Origin of the sequence: Aminobacter sp. NyZ550 (genome assembly GCF_025628925.2) — a bacterium.
Taxonomy (GTDB): Bacteria; Pseudomonadota; Alphaproteobacteria; order Rhizobiales; family Rhizobiaceae; genus Aminobacter; species Aminobacter ciceronei.
On sequence record NZ_CP114190.1, the window covers coordinates 2,744,212 to 2,764,252 of the forward strand.

General features: G+C 64.1%; 22 protein-coding genes. 14 read left to right on the top strand and 8 right to left on the bottom strand.

All coding sequences use genetic code 11. The features are described from left to right. Positions 1 to 122 precede the first annotated feature (122 nt). The 4 genes from hflK to N7E70_RS13455 all read left to right on the top strand — a co-directional run bounded on the left by hflK (position 123) and on the right by N7E70_RS13455 (position 3,995). Entirely contained in the window at positions 123 to 1,226 is a 1,104-nt protein-coding gene (gene hflK / locus N7E70_RS13440; RefSeq protein WP_067960518.1) for an FtsH protease activity modulator HflK, read from the top strand. Continuing rightward, positions 1,226 to 2,164, top strand: coding sequence for a protease modulator HflC (gene hflC, locus N7E70_RS13445; protein WP_263006643.1), 939 nt, complete (start codon positions 1,226 to 1,228; stop codon positions 2,162 to 2,164). The genes hflK and hflC overlap by 1 nt, the downstream gene beginning before the upstream one ends. 3 nt (positions 2,165 to 2,167) lie before the next feature. Continuing rightward, positions 2,168 to 2,353, top strand: a complete 186-nt coding sequence (locus N7E70_RS13450) for a DUF2065 domain-containing protein (RefSeq protein ID WP_263006644.1) — start codon at positions 2,168 to 2,170, stop codon at positions 2,351 to 2,353. A gap of 124 nt (positions 2,354 to 2,477) precedes the next feature. Beyond that, positions 2,478 to 3,995, top strand: a complete 1,518-nt coding sequence (locus N7E70_RS13455; RefSeq protein ID WP_067960527.1) for a DegQ family serine endoprotease — start codon at positions 2,478 to 2,480, stop codon at positions 3,993 to 3,995. Between the two features lie 44 nt (positions 3,996 to 4,039). Here the strand turns inward: N7E70_RS13455 and N7E70_RS13460 are convergent, their stop codons facing one another. Together N7E70_RS13460 and serB are read right to left on the bottom strand one after the other, a co-directional pair. After that, positions 4,040 to 4,612 carry a GNAT family N-acetyltransferase gene (locus N7E70_RS13460; RefSeq protein ID WP_154386661.1) on the bottom strand — a complete coding sequence of 191 codons (573 nt, stop codon included), beginning with the start codon at positions 4,610 to 4,612 and terminating at the stop codon, positions 4,040 to 4,042. Next, positions 4,609 to 5,496, bottom strand: coding sequence for a phosphoserine phosphatase SerB (gene serB / locus N7E70_RS13465; protein ID WP_182573501.1), 888 nt, complete (start codon positions 5,494 to 5,496; stop codon positions 4,609 to 4,611). The genes N7E70_RS13460 and serB overlap by 4 nt, the downstream gene beginning before the upstream one ends. Between serB and miaA the strand changes: the two genes are divergently transcribed. Together miaA and N7E70_RS13475 are read left to right on the top strand one after the other, a co-directional pair. After that, on the top strand, positions 5,486 to 6,463 hold the full coding sequence (gene miaA / locus N7E70_RS13470; RefSeq protein WP_185910400.1) for a tRNA (adenosine(37)-N6)-dimethylallyltransferase MiaA: 978 nt from the start codon (positions 5,486 to 5,488) through the stop codon (positions 6,461 to 6,463). The two genes, serB and miaA, sit on opposite strands and share 11 nt — an antisense overlap. Before the next feature lie 46 nt (positions 6,464 to 6,509). Next, the gene (locus tag N7E70_RS13475) at positions 6,510 to 7,301 is read left to right on the top strand and encodes a GGDEF domain-containing protein (protein ID WP_263006645.1); all 792 of its coding nucleotides are present in this window, start codon (positions 6,510 to 6,512) and stop codon (positions 7,299 to 7,301) included. A gap of 157 nt (positions 7,302 to 7,458) precedes the next feature. On the opposite strand, the gene N7E70_RS13480 is transcribed toward N7E70_RS13475, so the two are convergent. Further along, positions 7,459 to 8,274, bottom strand: a complete 816-nt coding sequence (locus tag N7E70_RS13480) for an alpha/beta fold hydrolase (RefSeq protein WP_154386657.1) — start codon at positions 8,272 to 8,274, stop codon at positions 7,459 to 7,461. 216 nt (positions 8,275 to 8,490) lie between these two features. On the opposite strand from N7E70_RS13480, the gene N7E70_RS13485 reads away from it, so the two are divergent. Next, positions 8,491 to 8,802, top strand: a complete 312-nt coding sequence (locus tag N7E70_RS13485; protein WP_067960538.1) for a hypothetical protein — start codon at positions 8,491 to 8,493, stop codon at positions 8,800 to 8,802. 26 nt (positions 8,803 to 8,828) lie between these two features. Here N7E70_RS13485 and N7E70_RS13490 read toward each other — a convergent pair whose 3' ends face one another. After that, a complete protein-coding gene (locus tag N7E70_RS13490; protein WP_263006646.1) occupies positions 8,829 to 10,655 on the bottom strand; it encodes an ATP-binding protein in 1,827 nt (608 codons plus the stop codon). A gap of 398 nt (positions 10,656 to 11,053) precedes the next feature. Here N7E70_RS13490 and N7E70_RS13495 point away from each other — a divergent pair, with 398 nt between their 5' ends. From N7E70_RS13495 to N7E70_RS13510, 4 genes are all read left to right on the top strand, one after another. Next, positions 11,054 to 12,805: an acetolactate synthase 3 large subunit gene (locus tag N7E70_RS13495; RefSeq protein ID WP_269441465.1), complete on the top strand. Its 1,752-nt coding sequence runs from the start codon at positions 11,054 to 11,056 to the stop codon at positions 12,803 to 12,805. Positions 12,806 to 12,881: 76 nt separating this feature from the next. Beyond that, positions 12,882 to 13,454 (top strand): acetolactate synthase small subunit, encoded by a 573-nt coding sequence (gene ilvN, locus N7E70_RS13500; protein ID WP_067960547.1) that lies wholly within the window; start codon positions 12,882 to 12,884, stop codon positions 13,452 to 13,454. Positions 13,455 to 13,606: 152 nt separating this feature from the next. Further along, positions 13,607 to 14,326 (top strand): glycine-rich domain-containing protein, encoded by a 720-nt coding sequence (locus N7E70_RS13505; protein WP_263006648.1) that lies wholly within the window; start codon positions 13,607 to 13,609, stop codon positions 14,324 to 14,326. A 122-nt stretch (positions 14,327 to 14,448) separates the two neighbouring features. Then, entirely contained in the window at positions 14,449 to 15,045 is a 597-nt protein-coding gene (locus N7E70_RS13510; RefSeq protein ID WP_263006649.1) for a LysE family translocator, read from the top strand. On the opposite strand, the gene N7E70_RS13515 is transcribed toward N7E70_RS13510, so the two are convergent. Then, on the bottom strand, positions 15,046 to 15,519 hold the full coding sequence (locus N7E70_RS13515) for a DUF2269 family protein (protein WP_263006650.1): 474 nt from the start codon (positions 15,517 to 15,519) through the stop codon (positions 15,046 to 15,048). A gap of 3 nt (positions 15,520 to 15,522) precedes the next feature. Beyond that, positions 15,523 to 16,797 carry an SDR family oxidoreductase gene (locus N7E70_RS13520; protein ID WP_269441394.1) on the bottom strand — a complete coding sequence of 425 codons (1,275 nt, stop codon included), beginning with the start codon at positions 16,795 to 16,797 and terminating at the stop codon, positions 15,523 to 15,525. Positions 16,798 to 16,895: 98 nt separating this feature from the next. Between N7E70_RS13520 and nthA the strand changes: the two genes are divergently transcribed. From nthA to N7E70_RS13535, 3 genes are read left to right on the top strand one after another with little or no spacing between them, the layout of a single operon-like run. After that, a complete protein-coding gene (gene nthA, locus N7E70_RS13525; protein WP_263006653.1) occupies positions 16,896 to 17,507 on the top strand; it encodes a nitrile hydratase subunit alpha in 612 nt (203 codons plus the stop codon). Next, positions 17,504 to 18,163, top strand: coding sequence for a nitrile hydratase subunit beta (nthB, locus tag N7E70_RS13530; protein ID WP_263006654.1), 660 nt, complete (start codon positions 17,504 to 17,506; stop codon positions 18,161 to 18,163). The genes nthA and nthB overlap by 4 nt, the downstream gene beginning before the upstream one ends. Next, positions 18,150 to 18,524, top strand: a complete 375-nt coding sequence (locus tag N7E70_RS13535) for a nitrile hydratase accessory protein (RefSeq protein ID WP_263006655.1) — start codon at positions 18,150 to 18,152, stop codon at positions 18,522 to 18,524. The genes nthB and N7E70_RS13535 overlap by 14 nt, the downstream gene beginning before the upstream one ends. An 11-nt stretch (positions 18,525 to 18,535) precedes the next feature. Here the strand turns inward: N7E70_RS13535 and N7E70_RS13540 are convergent, their stop codons facing one another. Together N7E70_RS13540 and N7E70_RS13545 are read right to left on the bottom strand one after the other, a co-directional pair. Then, entirely contained in the window at positions 18,536 to 18,988 is a 453-nt protein-coding gene (locus N7E70_RS13540) for a GNAT family N-acetyltransferase (RefSeq protein WP_263006656.1), read from the bottom strand. Between the two features lie 244 nt (positions 18,989 to 19,232). Next, positions 19,233 to 19,868 (bottom strand): ankyrin repeat domain-containing protein, encoded by a 636-nt coding sequence (locus tag N7E70_RS13545; protein ID WP_263006657.1) that lies wholly within the window; start codon positions 19,866 to 19,868, stop codon positions 19,233 to 19,235. Between the last annotated feature and the right edge of the window lie 173 nt (positions 19,869 to 20,041).

Consider the following 20,041-nt stretch of genomic DNA (forward strand, 5'->3'; position numbering starts at 1 on the left):
AATCCGAGGCACTTCAAGGGCATCGCGTTGAAAGCGCTTGCCCGCATCCCTATAGATGGTGTCAGTAATTGTGCGGCCGTCTCAGGCGTGGCTGCCATGGTTTCGTAGTCGAAAGGACATTCATGCCCTGGAACAATCAAAGTGGAGGCGGCGGCGGTGGCCCTTGGGGTGGCGGCGGCGGCAATAATGGCGGCGGCGGCCCCTGGGGGCAGGGACCACGTCCAAGCGGGCCGCAAGGTTCGCCTCCCGATCTCGAGGACATCATTCGCCGGGGCCAGGACAAGCTGAAGCGCGCGCTGCCCGGTGGCGGTGGCTCGACCGGCGTGCTGTTCGGCCTTATCGGCGCTGGCCTTGTCGCTTTCCTGGCGTTTCAGTCGGTCTACACCGTGCAGCCGGATGAACTGGCGGTTGAACTGCGTTTCGGCAAGCCCAAGCAGGAATTGTCGCAGCCCGGCCTGCATTTCCACTGGTGGCCGATCGAGACTGTCGAGAAGGTCAACACGGCTGAAAAGCTGGTCAATATCGGCGAAGTCCGCGGCAGCACGTCTTCCGGCCTGATGCTTTCGGGCGACCAGAACATCGTCGACGTCAAGTTCTCCGTCGCCTACCAGGTTTCGGATCCCCAGGCCTATCTGTTCAAGGTTTCCGAGCCCGACATCATGGTTCGCCAGATTGCCGAGAGCGCGATGCGCGAAGTCGTCGGCCGCCGTCCGGCGCAGGACATCTTCCGCGACGACCGCCAGGGCATTGCCGCTGGCGTGCGCGACATCATCCAGTCGACCCTCGACCAGTATGGCGCCGGCCTTGCCGTGAACGCGATCTCGATCGAGGACGCGGCACCGCCGCGCGAAGTGGCCGACGCGTTCGACGAGGTGCAGCGCGCCGAGCAGGACGAAGACCGCTTCGTCGAGGAATCCAACCAGTACTCGAACCAGAAGCTCGGCCAGGCGCGAGGCGAGGCGGCGCAGATCCGCGAGGACGCCGCCGCCTACAAGAACCGCGTCGTTCAGGAAGCCCAGGGTGAGGCGCAGCGCTTCATCTCGGTCTATGACGAATATGCCAAGGCGCCCGACGTGACCCGCCAGCGCCTCTATCTCGAAACGATGGAAAAGGTGCTTCAGGGCTCGAGCAAGGTGATCGTCGAGCAAGGCAACGGCCAGGGCGTTGTGCCCTATCTGCCGCTGCCTGAATTGCAGAAGCGCGCTCCGGCGGCGGGAGGCAACTAATGTCCAATCGTCTTCCCATCCTCGGCGTTCTCGCCGCTATCATCCTGTTCCTGATCTGGTCGTCGATCTTCGTCGTCAACGAACGCCAGCAGGCCATCGTGCTGCGCTTCGGCGAGATCGTCGACGTCAAGACCGAGCCGGGCATCTACTTCAAGGCGCCGTTCTCGATGTTCGAGGCCGACAACGTCCAGGTCATCGAGGACCGCGTGTTGCGCCTCGACCTCGACGACATCCGCGTCCAGGTTTCTGGCGGCAAGTTCTACGACGTCGATGCTTTCATCGCCTATCGCATCAACGACGCCCGCAAGTTCCGCTCGACGGTGTCGGGCAGCGTGGAACTGGCCGAGCAGCGCCTGCGCACCCGCTTCGACGCGGCCCTGCGCCGGGTCTACGGTGTGCGTGGTTTCGAATCCGCGCTCTCGGAAGAGCGCGCGGCGATGATGCGCGAGGTTCGCGACCAGCTGCAGCCTGACGCCACGTCGCTCGGCCTGGAAATCCAGGACGTCCGCATTCGCCGTACGGATCTCACCCAGGAAGTGTCGCAGCAGACCTTCGACCGCATGAAGGCCGAACGTCTGGCCGAGGCCGAAAGGCTGAGGGCCCGCGGCCGGGAAGCTGCGCAGCGCATCCGCGCCCGCGCCGACCGCGAAGTGGTCGAGATCGTCGCCGAGGCGCAGAAGGAATCGGAAATCCTGCGCGGTGAAGGCGAAGCTGAACGCTCGGCGGTGTTTGCCGACGCCTACAACCGCGATCCCGAGTTCTTCGACTTCTACCGGTCGATGAGCGCCTACGGCACGGCCCTGAATGCCGATGGCACGACCATGGTGCTGTCGCCGGAATCGGAGTTCTTCCGCTACTTCCGCGGCCCCGAAGGCGGTGCTGCAAAGGCTGCGCCGGCGCCTGCCGCCGGGGCTGCCGCTCCCGCCGCCAACAACTAAGCAGTGCGGGACTTCGTCGTCGCCATGGGCCTGGTCCTCGTCATCGAGGGCCTGGTCTATGGCGGTTTTCCCGCCGTGGCCAAGAGGATGGCCGCGCAGGCGGCCGAAATGCCCGAGGCAGTGCTCCGGACAGTCGGCCTTGCCGCCCTTGCCATGGGCGTCGGCATCGTCTGGCTCGTCAGGGGATAACGGACGATTTATCCCGTGCCCGTAGCAATGGTCGCAAACAGGCCTTATTTGTTTCCATCATGACGCTTCGCGTCCGGACGGCCCGGGCGCGATCTATGCCATGACAGCCCCGGGAGGCTTCCCTATGATTTCCACGCCCCTTTTGCGCGCCATGCGAAAGGCCTCTCTGGCCGCCACCACGGCGCTGATGATCGGCGCCTCCGTCGCCCCGTCCTTCGTGACGCCGGCGCTGGCGCAAGGACCGGAGTCGGTCGCCAACCTCGCCGAGGGCCTGCTGGGCGCGGTTGTCAACATCTCGACGTCGCAGACCGTCAAGGGCAGCGAGGGCGGTGAGGACGAGAACGCGGTTCCGATGCCGCAGCTTCCCGAGGGCTCGCCGTTCCAGGATTTCTTCGACGAGTTCTTCAAGAACCGCGAAGGCCAGAACAATGGCGGCTCCCAGAAGGTGCAGTCGCTCGGCTCCGGCTTCGTCATCGATGCCGAAAAAGGCATCGTCGTCACCAACAACCACGTCATCGCCGACGCCGACGAGATCGAGGTCAATTTCTCCGACGGCTCGAAGCTGAAGGCCGAGCTGGTCGGCACCGACACCAAGACCGACATTGCGGTGCTGAAGATCGACCCGAAGGCCAAGAAGCTGACCGCGGTGAAGTTCGGCGATTCCGACAAGATGCGCATCGGCGACTGGGTGATGGCGATCGGCAACCCGTTCGGGCTTGGCGGCACGGTCACCGTCGGCATCATTTCGGCGCGTAACCGCGACATCAATTCCGGCCCCTATGACGACTTCATCCAGACCGACGCTGCGATCAACCGCGGCAATTCGGGCGGGCCGCTGTTCAACATGGATGGCGAGGTCATCGGCATCAACACGGCGATCATCTCGCCCTCGGGCGGTTCGATCGGCATTGGTTTCTCGATCCCGGCCGAGATCGCGGTCGGCGTTGTCAACCAACTCGCCGAGTTCGGCGAAACCCGTCGCGGCTGGCTCGGCGTGCGCATCCAGCCTGTCACCGACGACATTGCCGAGAGCCTCGGCATGGCCACCGCCAAGGGCGCGCTGATTGCCGGCATCATCAAGGGCGGACCGGTCGACAAGGGCCAGATCCTGCCCGGCGACGTGGTGATCAAGTTCGACGGCAGGGACGTCGTCGAAATGCGCGACCTGCCGCGCGTCGTCGCTGAAAGCCCCGTCGGCAAGGCCGTTGACGTGGTGATCGTGCGCAAGGGCGTCGAGCAGACCGTCAAGGTGACGCTCGGTCGGCTCGAGGACGGCGAGAAGCTGGCTGAAGGCGAGGCCGCCAAGCCGGAAGAGGGCGCCGACAAGGGTGCCGAGGTCGCCACGGCAAGCGTGCTCGGCATGACCATCGGCGAACTCGACAGCGACGCGCGTGCCAAGTTCGGCATCGCTGCCGAGGTGTCAGGCGCGGTGGTCACTGCCGTTGCCAAGGATTCAGCTGCCGCAGAGCGCGGAATCGTCGCCGGCGAGGTGATCACCGAGATCGCTCAGGAATCGGTGTCGACGCCGAAGGAAGTGACCGACCGGATCGCCGCGCTCAAGGAGCAGGGTCGCAAGAACGCGCTGCTGATGCTGGCGTCCAAGACGGGTGAACTGCGCTTCGTGACGATCCGGATGGATTGAGTCAGGAGATTCAGGCAAACCCCTGAAAGACAAGGAAAAGGCGGCTAGTTGGCCGCCTTTTTCCGTTCTTGCCACTGGTTCCGCTTGAGGCTGTAGAAGACGTGGCGCTTGAGCTCTGGATGGGCGTCGGGAACGCGCGGGTGGTCGAAATTGCGCGACGGCTCCGCCCGCATTCCGAGGCGCTGCATGACCGCCGTCGAGCGATTATTGTTCCAGACGGCGAACGAGACGACTTCATCGTCGCCGATCGCCTCGAAAGCAAAATCGAGCCAGGCATCCGCCGCCTCGGTGACATAGCCCTTGCCCCAGAACTCTGGTGCAAGACGCCAGCCGATTTCGAGCGTGCCCTTGGGGATGAACGGTTCGAGGTCGGTGCGCAGCAGGCCGACGAAGCCGATGCATTCGCCTGTTCCGGCAATTTCGGCAGCGGCGAAGCCAAAGCCGTCGCTGTCGATGCCGGCGCGCAGCTTGTCCAGCAACCCGTCGCTCTCTGCGCGGCTGCGGCGCATGCCGAAGAACTCCATCACCAAGTCGTCGGAGTTGATGCGGTGGAAGAGGGCACGGTCGCGCTCTTCCCAGTTGCGCAGGATCAAACGCTCAGTACGAATCTCCTTCATCGCGCGAATTCGCGCGCGCTGTAGCCCTGGAGGTAGAGCAGGGCGGTAAGATCGGAATTGTCGATGCGTATCTTGGCTTGGGCGGCCACCGACGGCTTGGCATGAAGAGCAACGCCCGAGCCGGCGAGGCGGATCATGTCGAGATCGTTGGCGCCATCACCGACGGCCATCGCGTCGGTCGGGGTGAGGCTGAGGCGGGTAGAAATCTCGTTGAGCGCAGCGGCCTTGGCGGCGCGGCCGAGGATCGGCTCGGAAACCTTTCCGGTGAGCTTGCCGTCGGCCTCAATCAGGTGGTTGGCGCGGTTTTCGTCGAAGCCGAGCTTGGCGGCGATGCGCGAGGTGAAGACGTCGAAGCCGCCGGAGACGAGGGCGGTATAGGCACCATGCGCCTTCATGGTGGCGACCAGCGTTTTGCCGCCGGAGGTGAGTGTCAGCCTGGTGTCGATGATGCGGTCGATGACTGCGGCGTCGAGACCGGCAAGCAGCGCGACACGCTCGCGCAGCGCCGGCTCGAAGGCGATCTCGCCATTCATCGAGCGCGCGGTGATGTCGGCGACACGATCCTTGACGCCGATCTCGTCGGCGAGCTCGTCGATGCATTCCTGGTCGATCATCGTCGAATCCATGTCGGCGATGAGGATCTTTTTCCTACGTGTCGCGTTGTCCTGAATGGCAAAATCGATGGCTTCGCCGGAGAGGGCGGCGGCAAGCGACGCATGGGCATCGTCGGCCGAAAGTCCCGCTGGCAGGGCGATGTCGCAGGCAACGGCCTCGGCCAGCCACACAATGGCGCTTGCGCCCAGGGCGCGAGAGGCCTTATCGGCAAGGGACGGAGCCAGCAGAGCGCGGTCCGGATGGGAAATCAGCGTGGCGATCAGCGGCATCAAAAATTCCGGGACTAGCGAGGGGCGCATCAAGAACGCGACCCTGATAGCCGGGCCGACCGCCAGCGGCAAGTCGGCGTTGGCGCTCGAACTCGCCGAGCGTGACGGCGGCGTCATCGTCAATGCCGATTCGATGCAGGTCTATGGCGTGCTCGACGTGCTGACGGCGCGCCCGAGCGCCGACGATCTGACACGCGTGCGCCACTTCCTCTACGGCCATGTCTCGCCGGCGACGGCCTATTCGACCGGCAACTGGCTGCGCGACGTCGCCGTGCTGGCCGACAGCGGACTGTTTGCCGAAAAGCCGCCTGTGTTCGTCGGCGGAACCGGGCTTTATTTTCGGGGGCTCGCCGAGGGTATTTCGGAGATGCCCGAAATCCCAGCCGAGATCAGGGATCGCTGGCGCTGGCGCCTCAACGAGGAAGGTGCGCCGCGGCTGCATCGCGTGCTGATGCACGTCGACAGCGAGGTGGCGATGCGGCTGAAAGCCAGCGACGGCCAGCGGATCGTGCGCGCGCTGGAGGTGTTGGAGGCGTCGGGCCGCTCGATCCTGAAATGGCAGGCCGACAAGGGCCATCCGCTGATCGACTTCGCCACGGCGCGCTTCATCGTCATCGCGCCGGAACGGGACCTTCTGATCAAGCGCATCGACCAGCGTTTCGACAGGATGATCGAGGGCGGCGCGCTGGACGAGGTCAAGGAAATCATGGCGATGCGGCTTGCGCCCGAACTGCCGGCGATGAAGGCGATCGGTGTGCGCGAACTGGCGGCGGCCATAGCCGGCGAGATGAGCTTCGACGAGGCGATCGAACGTGCCAAGATCGCCACGCGCCAATATTCGAAGCGGCAATCGACGTGGTTCCGCAACCAGTTCGGGCCGGAGTGGCAACGCATCGGCGGCGAGGCCGGACGGACGTCCGGAGGCGCCGATGCATCGGAAGTGGCGGCAGGGATTAACCGTCCGTAAGGCGCAGCCATGACATAACCCGCGCAGGGGTTCCACTAGGATCATCATGCGCTTTCACCGGGCTGAAACCGCGTTTTTCATCTTCAGTGCGCTGATTTTGTCGGCAGCGCTGGGGATTTTCTACGCCTGGGGCCAGATGCAGGGGGCCGCGGAGGCGCTTTACACGCCCGGCTGGGTGCAGAGCGTCGAGGCCGTCGAGCGGCTGCTGTTCATGATCGCACTGCTTTTGAGCGGTACGCTTGTCTACGGCGTGTTCTTCATTTTTCCGCAGATCCGCACGCAGGTGAAGGAAGGCGGCGAGCTGCGCCAGATGACGGCGTCGCTGAGCGAGCGGTCGCGCACGCTTGAACAGGCGGCACTCACCGACGGTCTGACAGGCATGCAGAACCGGCGCTATTTCGACGATGCATTGCGGGAATATCTCGGCGAGTTTCGCCGCATCGACAGGCCTGTCGGGCTGATGATCCTTGATCTCGACCACTTCAAGCAGGTCAACGACACCTATGGGCACGACGCCGGCGACGAGGTTCTGCGCTCTGTCGCCAAGTGCCTCAAGAGCATGACGAGATATCACGACGTGGTGGCGCGGCTGGGCGGCGAGGAATTCGCCATCGTCGCGCCCAACATGGACATCGAGCTTCTGCAGCGCTTCGCCGAGCGCATGCGCAAGGCGATCGCCGGCATGGCCATCGAGGCAGGCGGCGCGCACCTCAACGTCACCTCGAGCTTCGGCCTTGCCTTGTGGGACCGCGAGGAAACGGCCGAAGAGTTCTATCGCCGCGCCGACAAACAACTCTACGAAGCCAAGCGGCAGGGCCGCAACCGCGTCTGCGCGTGAATTCCTATCGCTGAATTCGTGATGCCGGCCGCCTGACGCGGTTTTCTCCGCTTCCCGTGCTCACGGACTTGGTGTCCGCTCCGTTCCGGTTCTCGAAACCCACGCCATTCGGCACGACCTGACGAATTCCCCGATAGCAATAGGCACTGCGGAGCCGTTAGAGAAAGTCCTCCAGGCTGGCCAAGAAACGTTTGGGCGCTTCCAGCTGTGGCATGTGGCCAATATAGGGAATCGTTTCGAAACCTGCCTGCGGCATAAGCGCGTGAAGGGCCTTCGCCCGCTCAAGCGGGATCCAGGGATCGTCTTCTCCCCAGATGATCTGCACCGGGCAGCGCACATTTCCAAACAGGGGCTCGACCTCTGCCGTGTAACGCTCGTCGGCCTGGGCAAACTGCCTGTAAAAGCTGGCAGATCCGTCGTCCGTTAGCCATGGCTCGACCAGGCCGCGGATGTCGTCATCTGCGACCGTGCCGACCAGGGCGCCCCTGATGTAGGCCTCCACAAGCGCCCGGTGGATGTGGGTCGGCAGACCCTGGAAGGCCTCGACGTGCTTGCCCATGTGATCGAAGAATGCCGAGCCCCAGGGGCGCATCGCCACAACGTTCATCAGGACGTAGCGGTCGTAGTCGCAGCCAAGCAGAAGGTGCGCTCGCAAGGTGGTGGCACCACCGAAGTCGTGGGCAATGACCGAGGGGCGCACGAGTTGCCAGTGGGCAAGCATCTCGGCGAAAATCTCACCCTGGACATCGAGCGAAGTCCGCTGCGTGGCGACCTTGTCCGATTGCCCGTAGCCTGGCATGTCGTACCAGTGCACCCGGTATCGCCGCGCCAGATCAGGGATGACCCGGTGCCAGGAGAAGGACGACCAAGGCCAGCCATGCGCGAGCACGAGGTCGGGGCCATCGCCGGCGCGGCCGGCGCTGATACGGCCGGCGCTGGTCGAGACCGATTCGGAAAGCGTCCATTCGGCCATGCGCTTTTCTCCACGGTATGCCGGCTCTCATGGTCGCGGCTGCGGCGGCAGATGTCATGGCTCAGCGCCGGATGGCGACTGCGCCAAGGCGACGGAATTCATCTGCCATAGACCTTGGCTCTAACTTGCCGCTGGACGTCCTCGTCGAACGACGCAACACTGATCCTGCCGCCGTCTGAATGGCTGCGGCCGCATCAGGGCAGAGGAGGACGACGAATGGACGATTCAGACCGGTGGCGGAACATGGCGAGCGCGCCAAAGGACGGCAGCCGGATTCTGGTCACCGTGCGGCCTTCCGAACAGGGACCGGCGGAGGTCGACGTGGCCTACTGGGCCCGGCCCGACGCATTCGGCATCGAAGGCTGGCGCGCCGGCGATTCCTACCCGGGCTGCATCATCGGCTATGCCGATCCGGAACTGAAATGCTGGATGCCGCTTCCTACAGCCAATCTGAGCAAGAATTCCCCTGAAATGCCGACGCCCTGGGAAGGCGATGACGAGGAACAGCTGGACGGTTCGGGAATCTGAACTTGAACAGCCATTCTTGAGCCCGTTCAGTCCTGTGGCGGACGGCCGCCGAAGGTCGAGGGGCGCAGGCCGAAGCGGGTATCGAAATCGTCGTCCGGCTGCGGCCTCGGCGCTGCCGGTTTGCGGTAGTCGCTGTCGCCTGCCTGGCGCTGGACGTCGACGACTTCGGCGAAGCCGAGTGCCGTTGCTTGCGGTTTTGGCACGTTGCGCAGGCGCTCGACGACGGCGGCCAGATCGACGTCGTCGCCGCTGCTCGTCGGCGCCTCGGCGGCACGCTTGCCGGTGCCGGGGATAAGTTCGTCCGAAAGCTTTTCGAACTTCAGGCGCATTGTGGTGGCGACGCCTTCGCCAAAGGCGATGGCCTCACGCTGGCCCATCGACGACAGGAAGGAGAGTGTCGAGGCGGAGGAATCGGCGATGGCCGAGCGGATGATCGCCTGGTCCTGTTCGTTGGCGAGGCGCATGGCGAAAACGGTCGAGCATTGCGACAGGATTGTGGGGTCAAGTTCGCCCGGGCGCTGGGTGACGACGCCGAGGTAGCAGCCATATTTGCGGCCCTCCTTGGCGATGCGCGACAGCGCGTGGCGCGTCGGCGCAAAGCCGAGCCTGTGATCGGCGGGCATGTAGCGATGGGCTTCTTCGCACAGCAGCAGCAGCTTGAGGCGCCCTTCGCTCCACAGCGCAAGGTCGAAAGCGAGGCGGGCGAGCACCGAACAGACCGAATTGACGACTTCCGACGGCATGCCTGCCATTTCGAAGCAGGTGACCGGACGGCCATGCGTCGGCACGCGGAAGATGTTGCCGATGGTCTCGTGGATGGTGTCCTCGATCAGCCTGGAATGGAACATGAAGCGGTAGCGCGGATCGGCCAGCGCCGACTCGATGCGGGTGCGCAGCGACTTCAGGATCGGGCGCTCGTTCTTCGATTCGAGCAGGCCCATGCGTTCGTCGATCTGCTTGATCAGGTCTGCGATGCGGTAGGGCACGGGCGTGTCCGCGGTCAGCGCGTCGACGCCACGGCGCAGGAAGGCGCCGCCTTGGGGACTGCGGTAGAGGTTCTTGGCGACCGGAATGAGGTCGCGCAGCACGTCGATCTCGTCGGCGTCGGTCTCGCGGCCGCGAAACAGCACTTCCGAGAACTCCTCGAGGCGGAACAGCCAGAAGGGCAGGTCGAGCGAATTGGTGTCGACCTTGACGCAGTGCTCCGGCAGCGATGCAGCGAACTCGTTGTGCGGGTCCATGATTAGGACGCGCAAATCGGGCCGTGCCGAAATCGCCTTGCGCAGCAGGAGCGAGACGGCAGTCGATTTGCCGACGCCTGTCGTGCCGACGACGGCAAAATGGCGGGCAAGGGTCTCGTCGATCGCGATACAGGCGTCGATAGTATCGTCCTGGGAAAGCTGGCCGATGGTGACGGTGCGGCGTCCGGCAAGGTCGTAGACCGCCTGCAGGTCGCGGCTGCGTATGCGATGGGCGATGGCGCCGATATAGGGATAGGCGGTGATGCCGCGGTCGAACACCGGGTGCTTGTCGGTGCCCACGTCACGAACCTCTCCGATCAGCTCGACATTAACCTCGATGGGGTTGTCGCCTTCGCTGCTCCACGAGCGGTCGGACTTGGCGATGGAATAGACCAGGCCGATGGTGCGGGTTTCGCCGAGATTGATGCAGATCATGCGACCGACGGTCCACAGGCCGACTGCGGCCGAGGCGCCTTCGGCATAGGCGCTGATGACCGCGCGGGCGCCGTCGCACTGCACGACATGGCCAAGGATGCGGGCGTCGTCCTGTTTCGGGTCGCGTCGCTCCTGAGAGGTGGTTTCTCCGCCCTCGGCCTGACGTTCGAAGTACATCCCAGTAAATCCCCCAAATCTGACCAAGAGAATAGCGCTGTGCGGTTAAGGTGGGGTGATGGTTGATGGTGTAGCGATCGTTAAACGAAACGCTCGCATTGCAGCTTCCGAAGCACCGGGTGACGTTGCGGAAAAATTGCTGCGCCCGGTTGACAGCGCGGCGTCTCGCGCACTAACGTCCGCGCCCATGAACAAGACACTCATTCTCGTAGTAGGACTGCGCGTGGGCAAGGCGGTGTAACCGCCGGGCGAAATCCCCCCATGCGCAAATGTGAAGGCTCCCTCGGGGGCCTTTTTTATTGCCCGAAACAGGACTAAACGAGCAGCAACCGCCGAGAACGGCGAAGGAAAGACGGGACGGACCGATGAGCGGACATAGTGACAGCGGACGACGCGAAATGACCGGCGCCGAAATGGTGGTGCAGGCGCTGAAGGACAATGGCGTCAAGCACCTCTTCGGCTATCCCGGCGGCGCCGTCCTTCCGATCTATGACGAACTGTTCCAGCAGGACGACGTCCAGCACATATTGGTGCGCCACGAGCAGGGTGCGGGCCATGCCGCCGAAGGTTATGCGCGCTCGACCGGCAAGGCCGGCGTGATGCTGGTGACGTCGGGGCCGGGCGCCACCAATGCGGTGACGCCGCTGCAGGATGCGCTGATGGATTCGATCCCGCTGGTCTGCATCACCGGCCAGGTGCCGACCTCGCTGATCGGCTCCGACGCCTTCCAGGAATGCGACACCGTCGGCATCACCCGGCCGTGCACCAAGCACAACTGGCTGGTGAAGGACGTCAACGAACTGGCCGGCATCCTGCACGAGGCCTTCCATGTCGCCACCACCGGCCGTCCTGGCCCGGTCGTGGTCGACATCCCCAAGGATGTGCAGTTTGCCCGGGGCACCTACACACCGCCGCAGACTGCGCCGCGCACCTCTTACCAGCCCAAGGTCCAGGGTGACCTGGAGAAGGTCAAGGAAGCCGTTGCCCTGATGGCCACCGCCAAGCGGCCGATCATCTATTCCGGCGGCGGCGTGGTGAACTCCGGCGCGGAAGCAAGTCACCTGCTGCGCGAGCTGGTCGACCTGACCGGCTTCCCGATCACCTCGACGCTGATGGGCCTCGGCGCCTATCCGGCATCGGGCAAGAACTGGCTCGGCATGCTGGGTATGCATGGCAGCTACGAAGCCAACATGGCGATGCATGACTGCGACGTCATGGTCTGCATTGGCGCGCGCTTCGATGACCGCATCACCGGCCGCCTCAATGCGTTCTCGCCGAACTCGAAAAAGATCCACATCGACATCGATCCGTCGTCGATCAACAAGAACGTGCGTGCCGACGTGCCGATCCTGGGCGATGTTGGCCGCGTGCTGGAAGATATGGTGCGGTTGTGGCGGGCGACCGCCAAGGCGGACAAGAAGACGCTGTATCCGTGGTGGGAGCAGATCGCCAAGTGGCGCGCCCGCGACAGCTACGCCTACAAGCAGAACAGCGACGTGATCATGCCGCAATACGCGATCCAGCGGCTGTATGAGAACACCAAGCACCTCGACACCTACATCACGACAGAGGTCGGCCAGCACCAGATGTGGGCGGCCCAGCACTACGGCTTCGAGAAGCCGAACCGCTGGATGACCTCGGGTGGCCTGGGCACGATGGGCTACGGACTGCCGGCAGCACTCGGCGTGCAGATCGCGCATCCTGAATCGCTCGTCATCGACATCGCCGGCGACGCTTCGGTGCAGATGTGCATCCAGGAGATGAGCGCGGCGCTGCAGTATGATGCGCCGATCAAGGTGTTCATTCTCAACAACTCCTATATGGGCATGGTGCGCCAGTGGCAGCAACTGCTGCACGGCAATCGCCTGTCGCATTCCTACACCGAGGCGATGCCCGACTTCGTCAAGCTGGCGGAAGCCTATGGCGGCCACGGCATTCGCTGTGACAAGCCGGACGAGCTCGACGACGCGATCAAGGAGATGATCTCGGTGAAGAAACCGGTGATTTTCGATTGCCGCGTGGCGACCCTCGCCAACTGCTTCCCGATGATCCCGTCGGGCAAGGCGCATAACGAGATGCTGCTACCGGACGAGGCGACCGACGAGGCGGTGGCCAACGCCATCGACGCCAAGGGCCGCGAACTGGTGTGACGGACCGCGTGCGGCCTTCGGGGAAGGCCGCACAATCAACGAGTTGGCGCAAACGCCTGAGATCGAGATTCATCTTATGAACGCACAGCTACAGCCCACCGGTTCGGCCTATTTCATTGCCAAGGAAACCGAGAAGCCGGAAACCCACACGCTATCGGTGCTGGTCGACAACGAACCGGGCGTGCTTGCCCGCGTCATCGGCCTGTTTTCCGGCCGCGGCTACAACATCGAAAGCCTGACCGTCTCTGAGACGGAGCATGAGAAGCACCTGTCACGCATCACCATCGTGACGCGCGGCACGCCGCATGTGCTCGAGCAGATCAAGCACCAGCTCGAGAGGATCGTGCCGGTGCACCGCGTCGTCGACCTGACGGTCACTGCGCAGGAACTGGGGACCGGCGGCGCGCTGGAGCGCGAGCTGGCGCTGGTCAAGGTGTCGGGCACCGGCGACGCCCGCGTCGAGGCGCTGCGCCTGGCCGACGCCTTCCGCGCCAAGGTGATCGACGCCAACACCGAACACTTCATCTTCGAGCTGACCGGCAAGGTGTCGAAGATCGAGCAGTTCATCGCCATCATGAAGCCGCTCGGCCTGGTCGAGGTCTGCCGCACCGGAGTGGCGGCGATGAACCGCGGCCCACAGGGGATGTGAGGGCAGGGCGCGGTTTCGGCCGACGCCCTACATGCCTGGCCACGCGATCGTTCGGGGCCAGTCGTTGGCGGCCTCTGGCTGCTGAGGGTGATTGCAACAACGTCCGGGCAGTGTAGGTTCCGGGCGTTCAAGCTCAACTTCACAGCCTCAAGATGAACGACCTGACCGACCAGGATCTCTGGAACAAGATCACCGGCTACGACTTCGACGATCCGCAAGCCGAAGCTCCGTTTTCGGTGCGGCTGGCGCGGGACAACGGCTGGACGCCCGAGCGCACCAAGACGGCCATCGATCAGTACCGCCGCTTTATCTATCTGGTCTGCATTTCCGATGACATGCTCAGCCCGTCGCCCGACGTCGATAAGGTCTGGCACCTCCATCTGATCTACACCAAGGACTACTGGAAACGCTTCTGCGACGAGACGTTGGGGCAGGAGGTCCACCACTATCCGAGCCGAGGCGCGGACGAGAGCCAGGGACACCTGCGTGATGCCTACGCCAGGACTCTTGAATTTCTGACCGAGGAGTTCGGCGAGGCTCCCGATGCCACCGTGTGGCCTGCCGCTGATGCCAGGGATCGGCCTCTGGCGACCGGGGCGCTCGGACTGGGATCCGCGGTCCTGCCCGCGGCCGAGATCACCTTCGGGATCGCCCTGGTTTTGATCGTGATTACGGTTTCGCTGCTCTGGAGCAGTGGCATGATCGGAAAGGAGATCGGCGTGGGCCTGTGCGTGGCGGGTTTCATCGCCGCGATTGCGTTCCTGCCAATCAGGCGTCGGCGCCGGCGCCGTTCGGCAGCCGGGGATAGCGGTTGCGGCGCCGGTGGCAGCAGCGGAGATGGCGATGGTGGCGGCTGCGGCGGCGGTGATTGAGGCTGCCGCCATTGAGGCGTTCCGGCATATCTGGCTTAGCGCTTGAACGTCACTGGATCGTTGCCGAATCTTTCAAATAAGGTCAGTAATGCTGACATAAAATTACCCAAAGGGAGGGATCGATGACCTACGACGCATTCCTTGCACTGCTGGTCTATGCGTTCGTGACCTCGGTCACCCCGGGACCGAACAATTTCATGCTTTTGGCCTCGGGCGTGAATTTTGGCTTCGTGCGCACGATCCCGCACATGCTCGGCATCGGCTTCGGATTCTTGTCCCTACTGCTTGGCGTCGGCTTCGGGCTGGGCGCGGTGCTGACGGCGTTTCCGGCGCTGCATCTGGTGCTGAAGATCGCCGGCGGGGCCTATCTGCTGTATCTTGCCTGGCGCATCGCCATGTCGCGTTCGCTCGGCAAGGACGGCGAAAGCAAGGGCCAGCCGATGACATTTCTCGAAGCGTCCGCCTTCCAGTGGATCAATCCGAAGGCCTGGGTGATGGCCGTTACCGCGATGGCGCTTTACACCAGCACCGAAGCGCCGTTCCTGTCGGTGCTGATCATTTCCGCTGCCTTTGCCGTGGTGAACGTGCCGAGCGTGTCGTGCTGGGCCGGTTTCGGCATGGCGCTGCGCGGTTTCCTCGCCGACCCGGTGCGGTTGAAATGGTTCAACATTGCCATGGGCGTGCTTTTGGCGGCGACGCTGTGGCCGATGCTGAAATAGTCAGAATAGCTCGATCGCCGGCCGGTTCAGCATCAGCCAGAAGATGGCAATGACGCTGAAGAAGGCTGGGAAGCCGCAGGCGAACCAGACGCGGTAGAGCCTGAAGTAGCTGTCGGGCAGGCGCCGCCCCCTGGCAGCGGCGTCGCGCGCCAGGTTCCGCATCTTGATCTGGATGAATACCACAGGCAGCCAGAACAGACCGGTCAGCACGTAGAGTGCGAGCGACAGGACGATCCAGCTCTCTGTCAGAGGCCAGCCGACCTCATGCGCCAGCCAGGCCCCGGTAACCGGCTGCAGAATGGCCGCCGTGGCGGTGAAGATCGTGTCGGCGACGACCACGGTGCCGGCGACATGGGCGATGGTTGCGGGATCGCGCGTGCGATGGGCCATGACCATGAAAAAGGCGATGCCGGCCCCGGTGCCGAACAGCACGGCGGCACCGAGGACGTGGGCGAGGCGGAGGATTTCTTCCATCGTTCAGCGCTCATCCAGAATGGCAAGCGCCACCAGCGCCAGCACGATCGACGGCAGCACCTTGACCAGCGGACCGAGCGGATCGGCCCAGAGGCCTGAAACAAGCACTGTGGCCGACGCGAGATAGCCAAGGGAAAGCACGACCATGCCGATCAGCGCCGGTTTGGCATAGCGGCGGATGACAACGCCCAGGCCAAGCGCGATGTCGGCAAGGCTGGTGACCAGGGTGATGGCAGAAGCGAGCCTCTCGGATGCGCCGGCAGCGGCAAGATGCGCTGACGAGGCATCGAAGCGTAGCAGCGCGACGACACCGGAGAGCAGCCAGAACAGGCAAAGCGTGCCGATCACCAACGGTTTCAGCAGATAGAGCCGGGCGAACCACAAGTCCTGCACGCCGGCGGGATTTGCTGCCAGCGTCTGGTCGAGGGAGTGCGGCTTGCGGCCGGCCACGGTCGCATGGGCCGTGATGCCGCCGGCCGCGACCGCGAGTGCTGTCGAACGCAGGGGCGAACGCCAGCCGAGCCCGCCAAGCAGGTCGGCAGCACTGGAGGCGATACCGGCAAAAATACCGGGAAGGGCAAGCACGCGTGCCGGCGGCAGGCCGAGCCATTGGCGATGGCGTGCGACGGCTTCAGCGAGCGTCATTGTCTCAGGCGCCGCCAGGTCGAGGTCACTGCCGGCTGGGATTGAGCCTGACAAGGCGTCGGCGACGGCGTCAGCGACGTCGTCAAGCGCAACGAATTGCATGCGGCTGTCGCCCAGGACCAGCGGGGTTACAAGCGGAAACGCCGCCAGCGCCCGCAGCAATGCCGAGCCGCCATGGGCCGCGCGGCCGATGACAATGGCGGGGCGCAGCATGACGAAGGCCAGGCCAGAGGCCCGAAGAGCAGCGTCGGCCTGCCGCTTGGTGGCGAAGAACGGGGTGTCGGCGGCGACGTCGTCGGTGCGCGCCGATATCTGGACGAGGAGGCGCGGCGCCGCGACCTGGTAAAGCGCATTCATGGCGCCGAACTGGACAGCAGCGACATCGTCGCGTGGACCATCCTGCAGTGCGCCGGCGCAATTGACCACGGCATCGATGCCTTGAAGCAGCGGAAGCCAGTCCGCGGGCTGCGACAGCTGTGCGATGTCGGCCTTGACCCAGTCGAAGTCGGGATGGCGGCGGGCGGCAGTTTCGGTGTCTCGTGCCAATGCAACGACCGAATGCCCGCGCGTGGCAAGCGACCTTGCCACCGCCGCACCGATGAAGCCGTTGCCGCCGAGAATCAGAACCCGCATGGCGGAACGATAGCCAGCTTCGGGGCGACACGGCAAACCTCGGCTGGCCCAAGGCGAGGATGCTTGCGTGGCGCCGTGCCGGCGCTTAGCCTCCTGCCATGTCACACGACCATGACCACCATCACGACAATGAGCTCGATCCGATGGCCGCCCGCGTGCGGGCGCTGGAGACCATCCTGACCAGGAAGGGCCTGATCGACCCCGAGGCGATCGACGTCATCGTCGACACCTACGAGACCAAGGTCGGCCCACGCAACGGCGCGCGCGTGGTGGCCAGGGCGTGGTCCGATCCCGAATTTGCCGACTGGCTGAAACGCGACGCGACTGCCGCCATCGCCTCGCTTGGTTATAGCGGGCGGCAGGGCGAGCACATGCAAGCGGTGTTCAACACCTACGAGACGCACAACCTCGTCGTCTGCACTTTGTGCTCTTGCTACCCGTGGTCGGTGCTGGGCCTGCCGCCGGTCTGGTACAAGGCGCCGCCCTATCGCAGTCGGGCGGTGATCGACCCGCGTGGTGTACTGGAAGAATTCGGGCTCACCTTGGCGGCGGACAAGAAGGTTCGCGTCTGGGATTCGACCGCCGAGCTGCGCTATCTCGTCGTACCACAGCGGCCCGCAGATACCGATGGCTGGAGCGAGGAAGAACTTGCCGAACTGGTGACTCGGGATTCGATGATCGGCACGGCGCTCGCGCGGGAGGCGGCATGAACGGACCGCACGACCTCGGCGGGCAGATGGGCTTCGGGCCTGTCGCGCCGGAACAGGACGAGCCTTATTTCCACGCCGAATGGGAAAAGCGCGCGCTGGGTGTGACGCTGACGGCAGGCGCCATGGGTGCCTGGAACATTGACGAAAGCCGACATGCGCGCGAGAGCCTGCACCCGGCCGACTATTATGCGTCGAGCTACTACGAGATCTGGATCAAGGCGCTGGAAACGCTGCTCAAGCGACACAACTTTGTCACGGAGAATGATCTCGAGGCTGGCGATGCTGTCGACCCGGCGGCGACGCCCAAGCGGGTGCTGAAAGCAGAAAATGTGCCAGCTGTGCTTGCCAGAGGCGGGCCTTGCGACCGGCCGGTGGGAGGGCTGGCGCGGTTTTCGGTTGGTCAGCGTGTGCGGACCAAGAATTTTCACCCGACCGGCCACACCCGCCTGCCGCGTTATGCCCGCGGCAAGGAGGGGGTGATCGACGCTGTGCGCGACGGTTTTGTCTTCCCTGACAGCAATGCGCCTGGCCGAGGCGAAAACCCGCAACGGGTCTACACCGTGGTGTTTTCCGGCGGCGAACTGTGGGGCGAGGGGGCGGATCCGACGCTTGAAGTCAGCATCGATGCCTGGGAGAGCTATCTTGAGCCGGCGTGAGGCGAGAAAGCTTCTGGGGACGGCGGCACCTGACGCGCCTGTCTTTGCCGAGCCGTGGCAGGCCGAGGCCTTTGCCATGGTGGTGGCGTTGCACGAACGCGGCCTCTTCGACTGGGCAGAATGGGCGGAGCGCCTGTCGTCGGAGGTCAAGCGTCCGGAGGCCGCAAGCGACGGCAGCGACTATTACGAACGCTGGCTCGCCGCGCTCGAACGGCTGTTGGCGGAAAAGGGGCTTGCCGGCCAGGACGAGGTCGATGCGGTGGCTGCCGCCTGGGAGCGGGCCGCCCACGCCACGCCGCACGGCCAGCCGATCCTGCTGGAGAACGATCCGGAAAGCGCGTATTCGCCTGGCATCCGCTAAGGCTCGGCGCCCTAGAGCTGCCGCCACATACGGTGCACGATGTGGGTTTTCAGGCCGGCCTTGAAATCCGGGATACTCTGGAGCAGTCGAAAGTCTTCGCGCTCCCAGAAGGCGCGACCGCGGGTGTTGTCGTCGAGCACGGCAATCAGCAGCCGTGTCGCTTTGCGGGCCCGTGCTGTTGTGATCAGGTGGTCGAGGAAAATGCGGCCGAGGCCGACACCACGGCGGTTCTGGTCGATGAGCAGCAGCCCGATATATGCATCGTCGGTTTCAGGGTAGCCGAAGGCCATGTCGGCGATGGCGACGAGCGCGCCGCCGGGCAGGAACATGCCAAGCTTGCACGATGCCGCGAGATCGCCGCCCGGCGGGCAATCGGTGAAGAAGTCCGCTACCATCGTATCGGACGGCGCTGTGCCGGATTCCAGCATGACGAAGTCGGCGGCGCGATCGTAGAGGTCGCGCACGGCGGAAGCATCCGCCGGAATCAGGGGCCGGATTTGAGGGATTGCAGGATCTGTCGTCAAGACAAGGGCTTTCTTCGATCCTGAGCGGCGTAGCGGCAGTCTTTGGAAAACTCAATGGCGGAGCCGGGCAAACTGACAGGCCAGCCGATCGGCTCGGGACAAGCCGTATCGGTGGGGCGCGAAGACCTTATTTTGGGTGCTGTCGTTGATGTGTTTGCCTGAACGACACGAACGCGACGACGGCTCAATCGCCGTCGAAGAACTTGCGGATCGACGCTTCCAGCCTTTCGATGAAGGGGTGATCGTGGCCACTTCCAGCCCAGATCAGGGCGTTCAGCCTGGTGTCCTTGTTGAGGAAGTTCAGCTTCCCTGAATCCAGCAGATATTCCGCGATTGCGTAGTGGCGTCCCTTGATGGCCTCGATGAGGGCGTTGTTTCGTCCGCTTTTGTCGGTGGAATTGACGTCCGCGCCGTGCTCCACCAGCAGCCTGACGACATCAACATGGCCGTTCTTTGCGGCTTCGATCAGGGCCGTCCTGCCGTAATATTCCGCCTTTGCGTTGATGTCCGATTGCGGGTGTCCGACGATGGCGACAACGCAGGCGTGGTGGCCTTTGGCGGAGGCCAGGCTCAGCGGCGTGCTCTTCCATCTGTTCCTGCAATTCACATCGACGTCCGGGTGGCCGAGCAGCGTTTCCACCATTGGGACATGGGCGTTCAGGGCCGACAGGTGAAGTGCCGACCAGCCGTCGTCGTCCGCCTGATTGACGTCGGCGCCGGCGGCAAGCTCCGCACTGGCGGCGTCTACATCACCGCGCTCCGCTGCCACAAGCAGGGCAGGCCAGGTCTCGGCCTCATCGCTTTGCAGGCTTCTGGTCATGTCAGTCGCATTCATGGAGATGCACGCGCCACGATATCACAATTTGCCAGGTTTCTCGCGGTCGGCTGATGAACGAGGGCGTCCTGTCTGAGGAAGACTGCACCTTATTGGGCCAACTTGTCGGCTTATGTGGTGCTTCGGGACGCAATCTCTTGCCCTTGGCCGCCGAATCC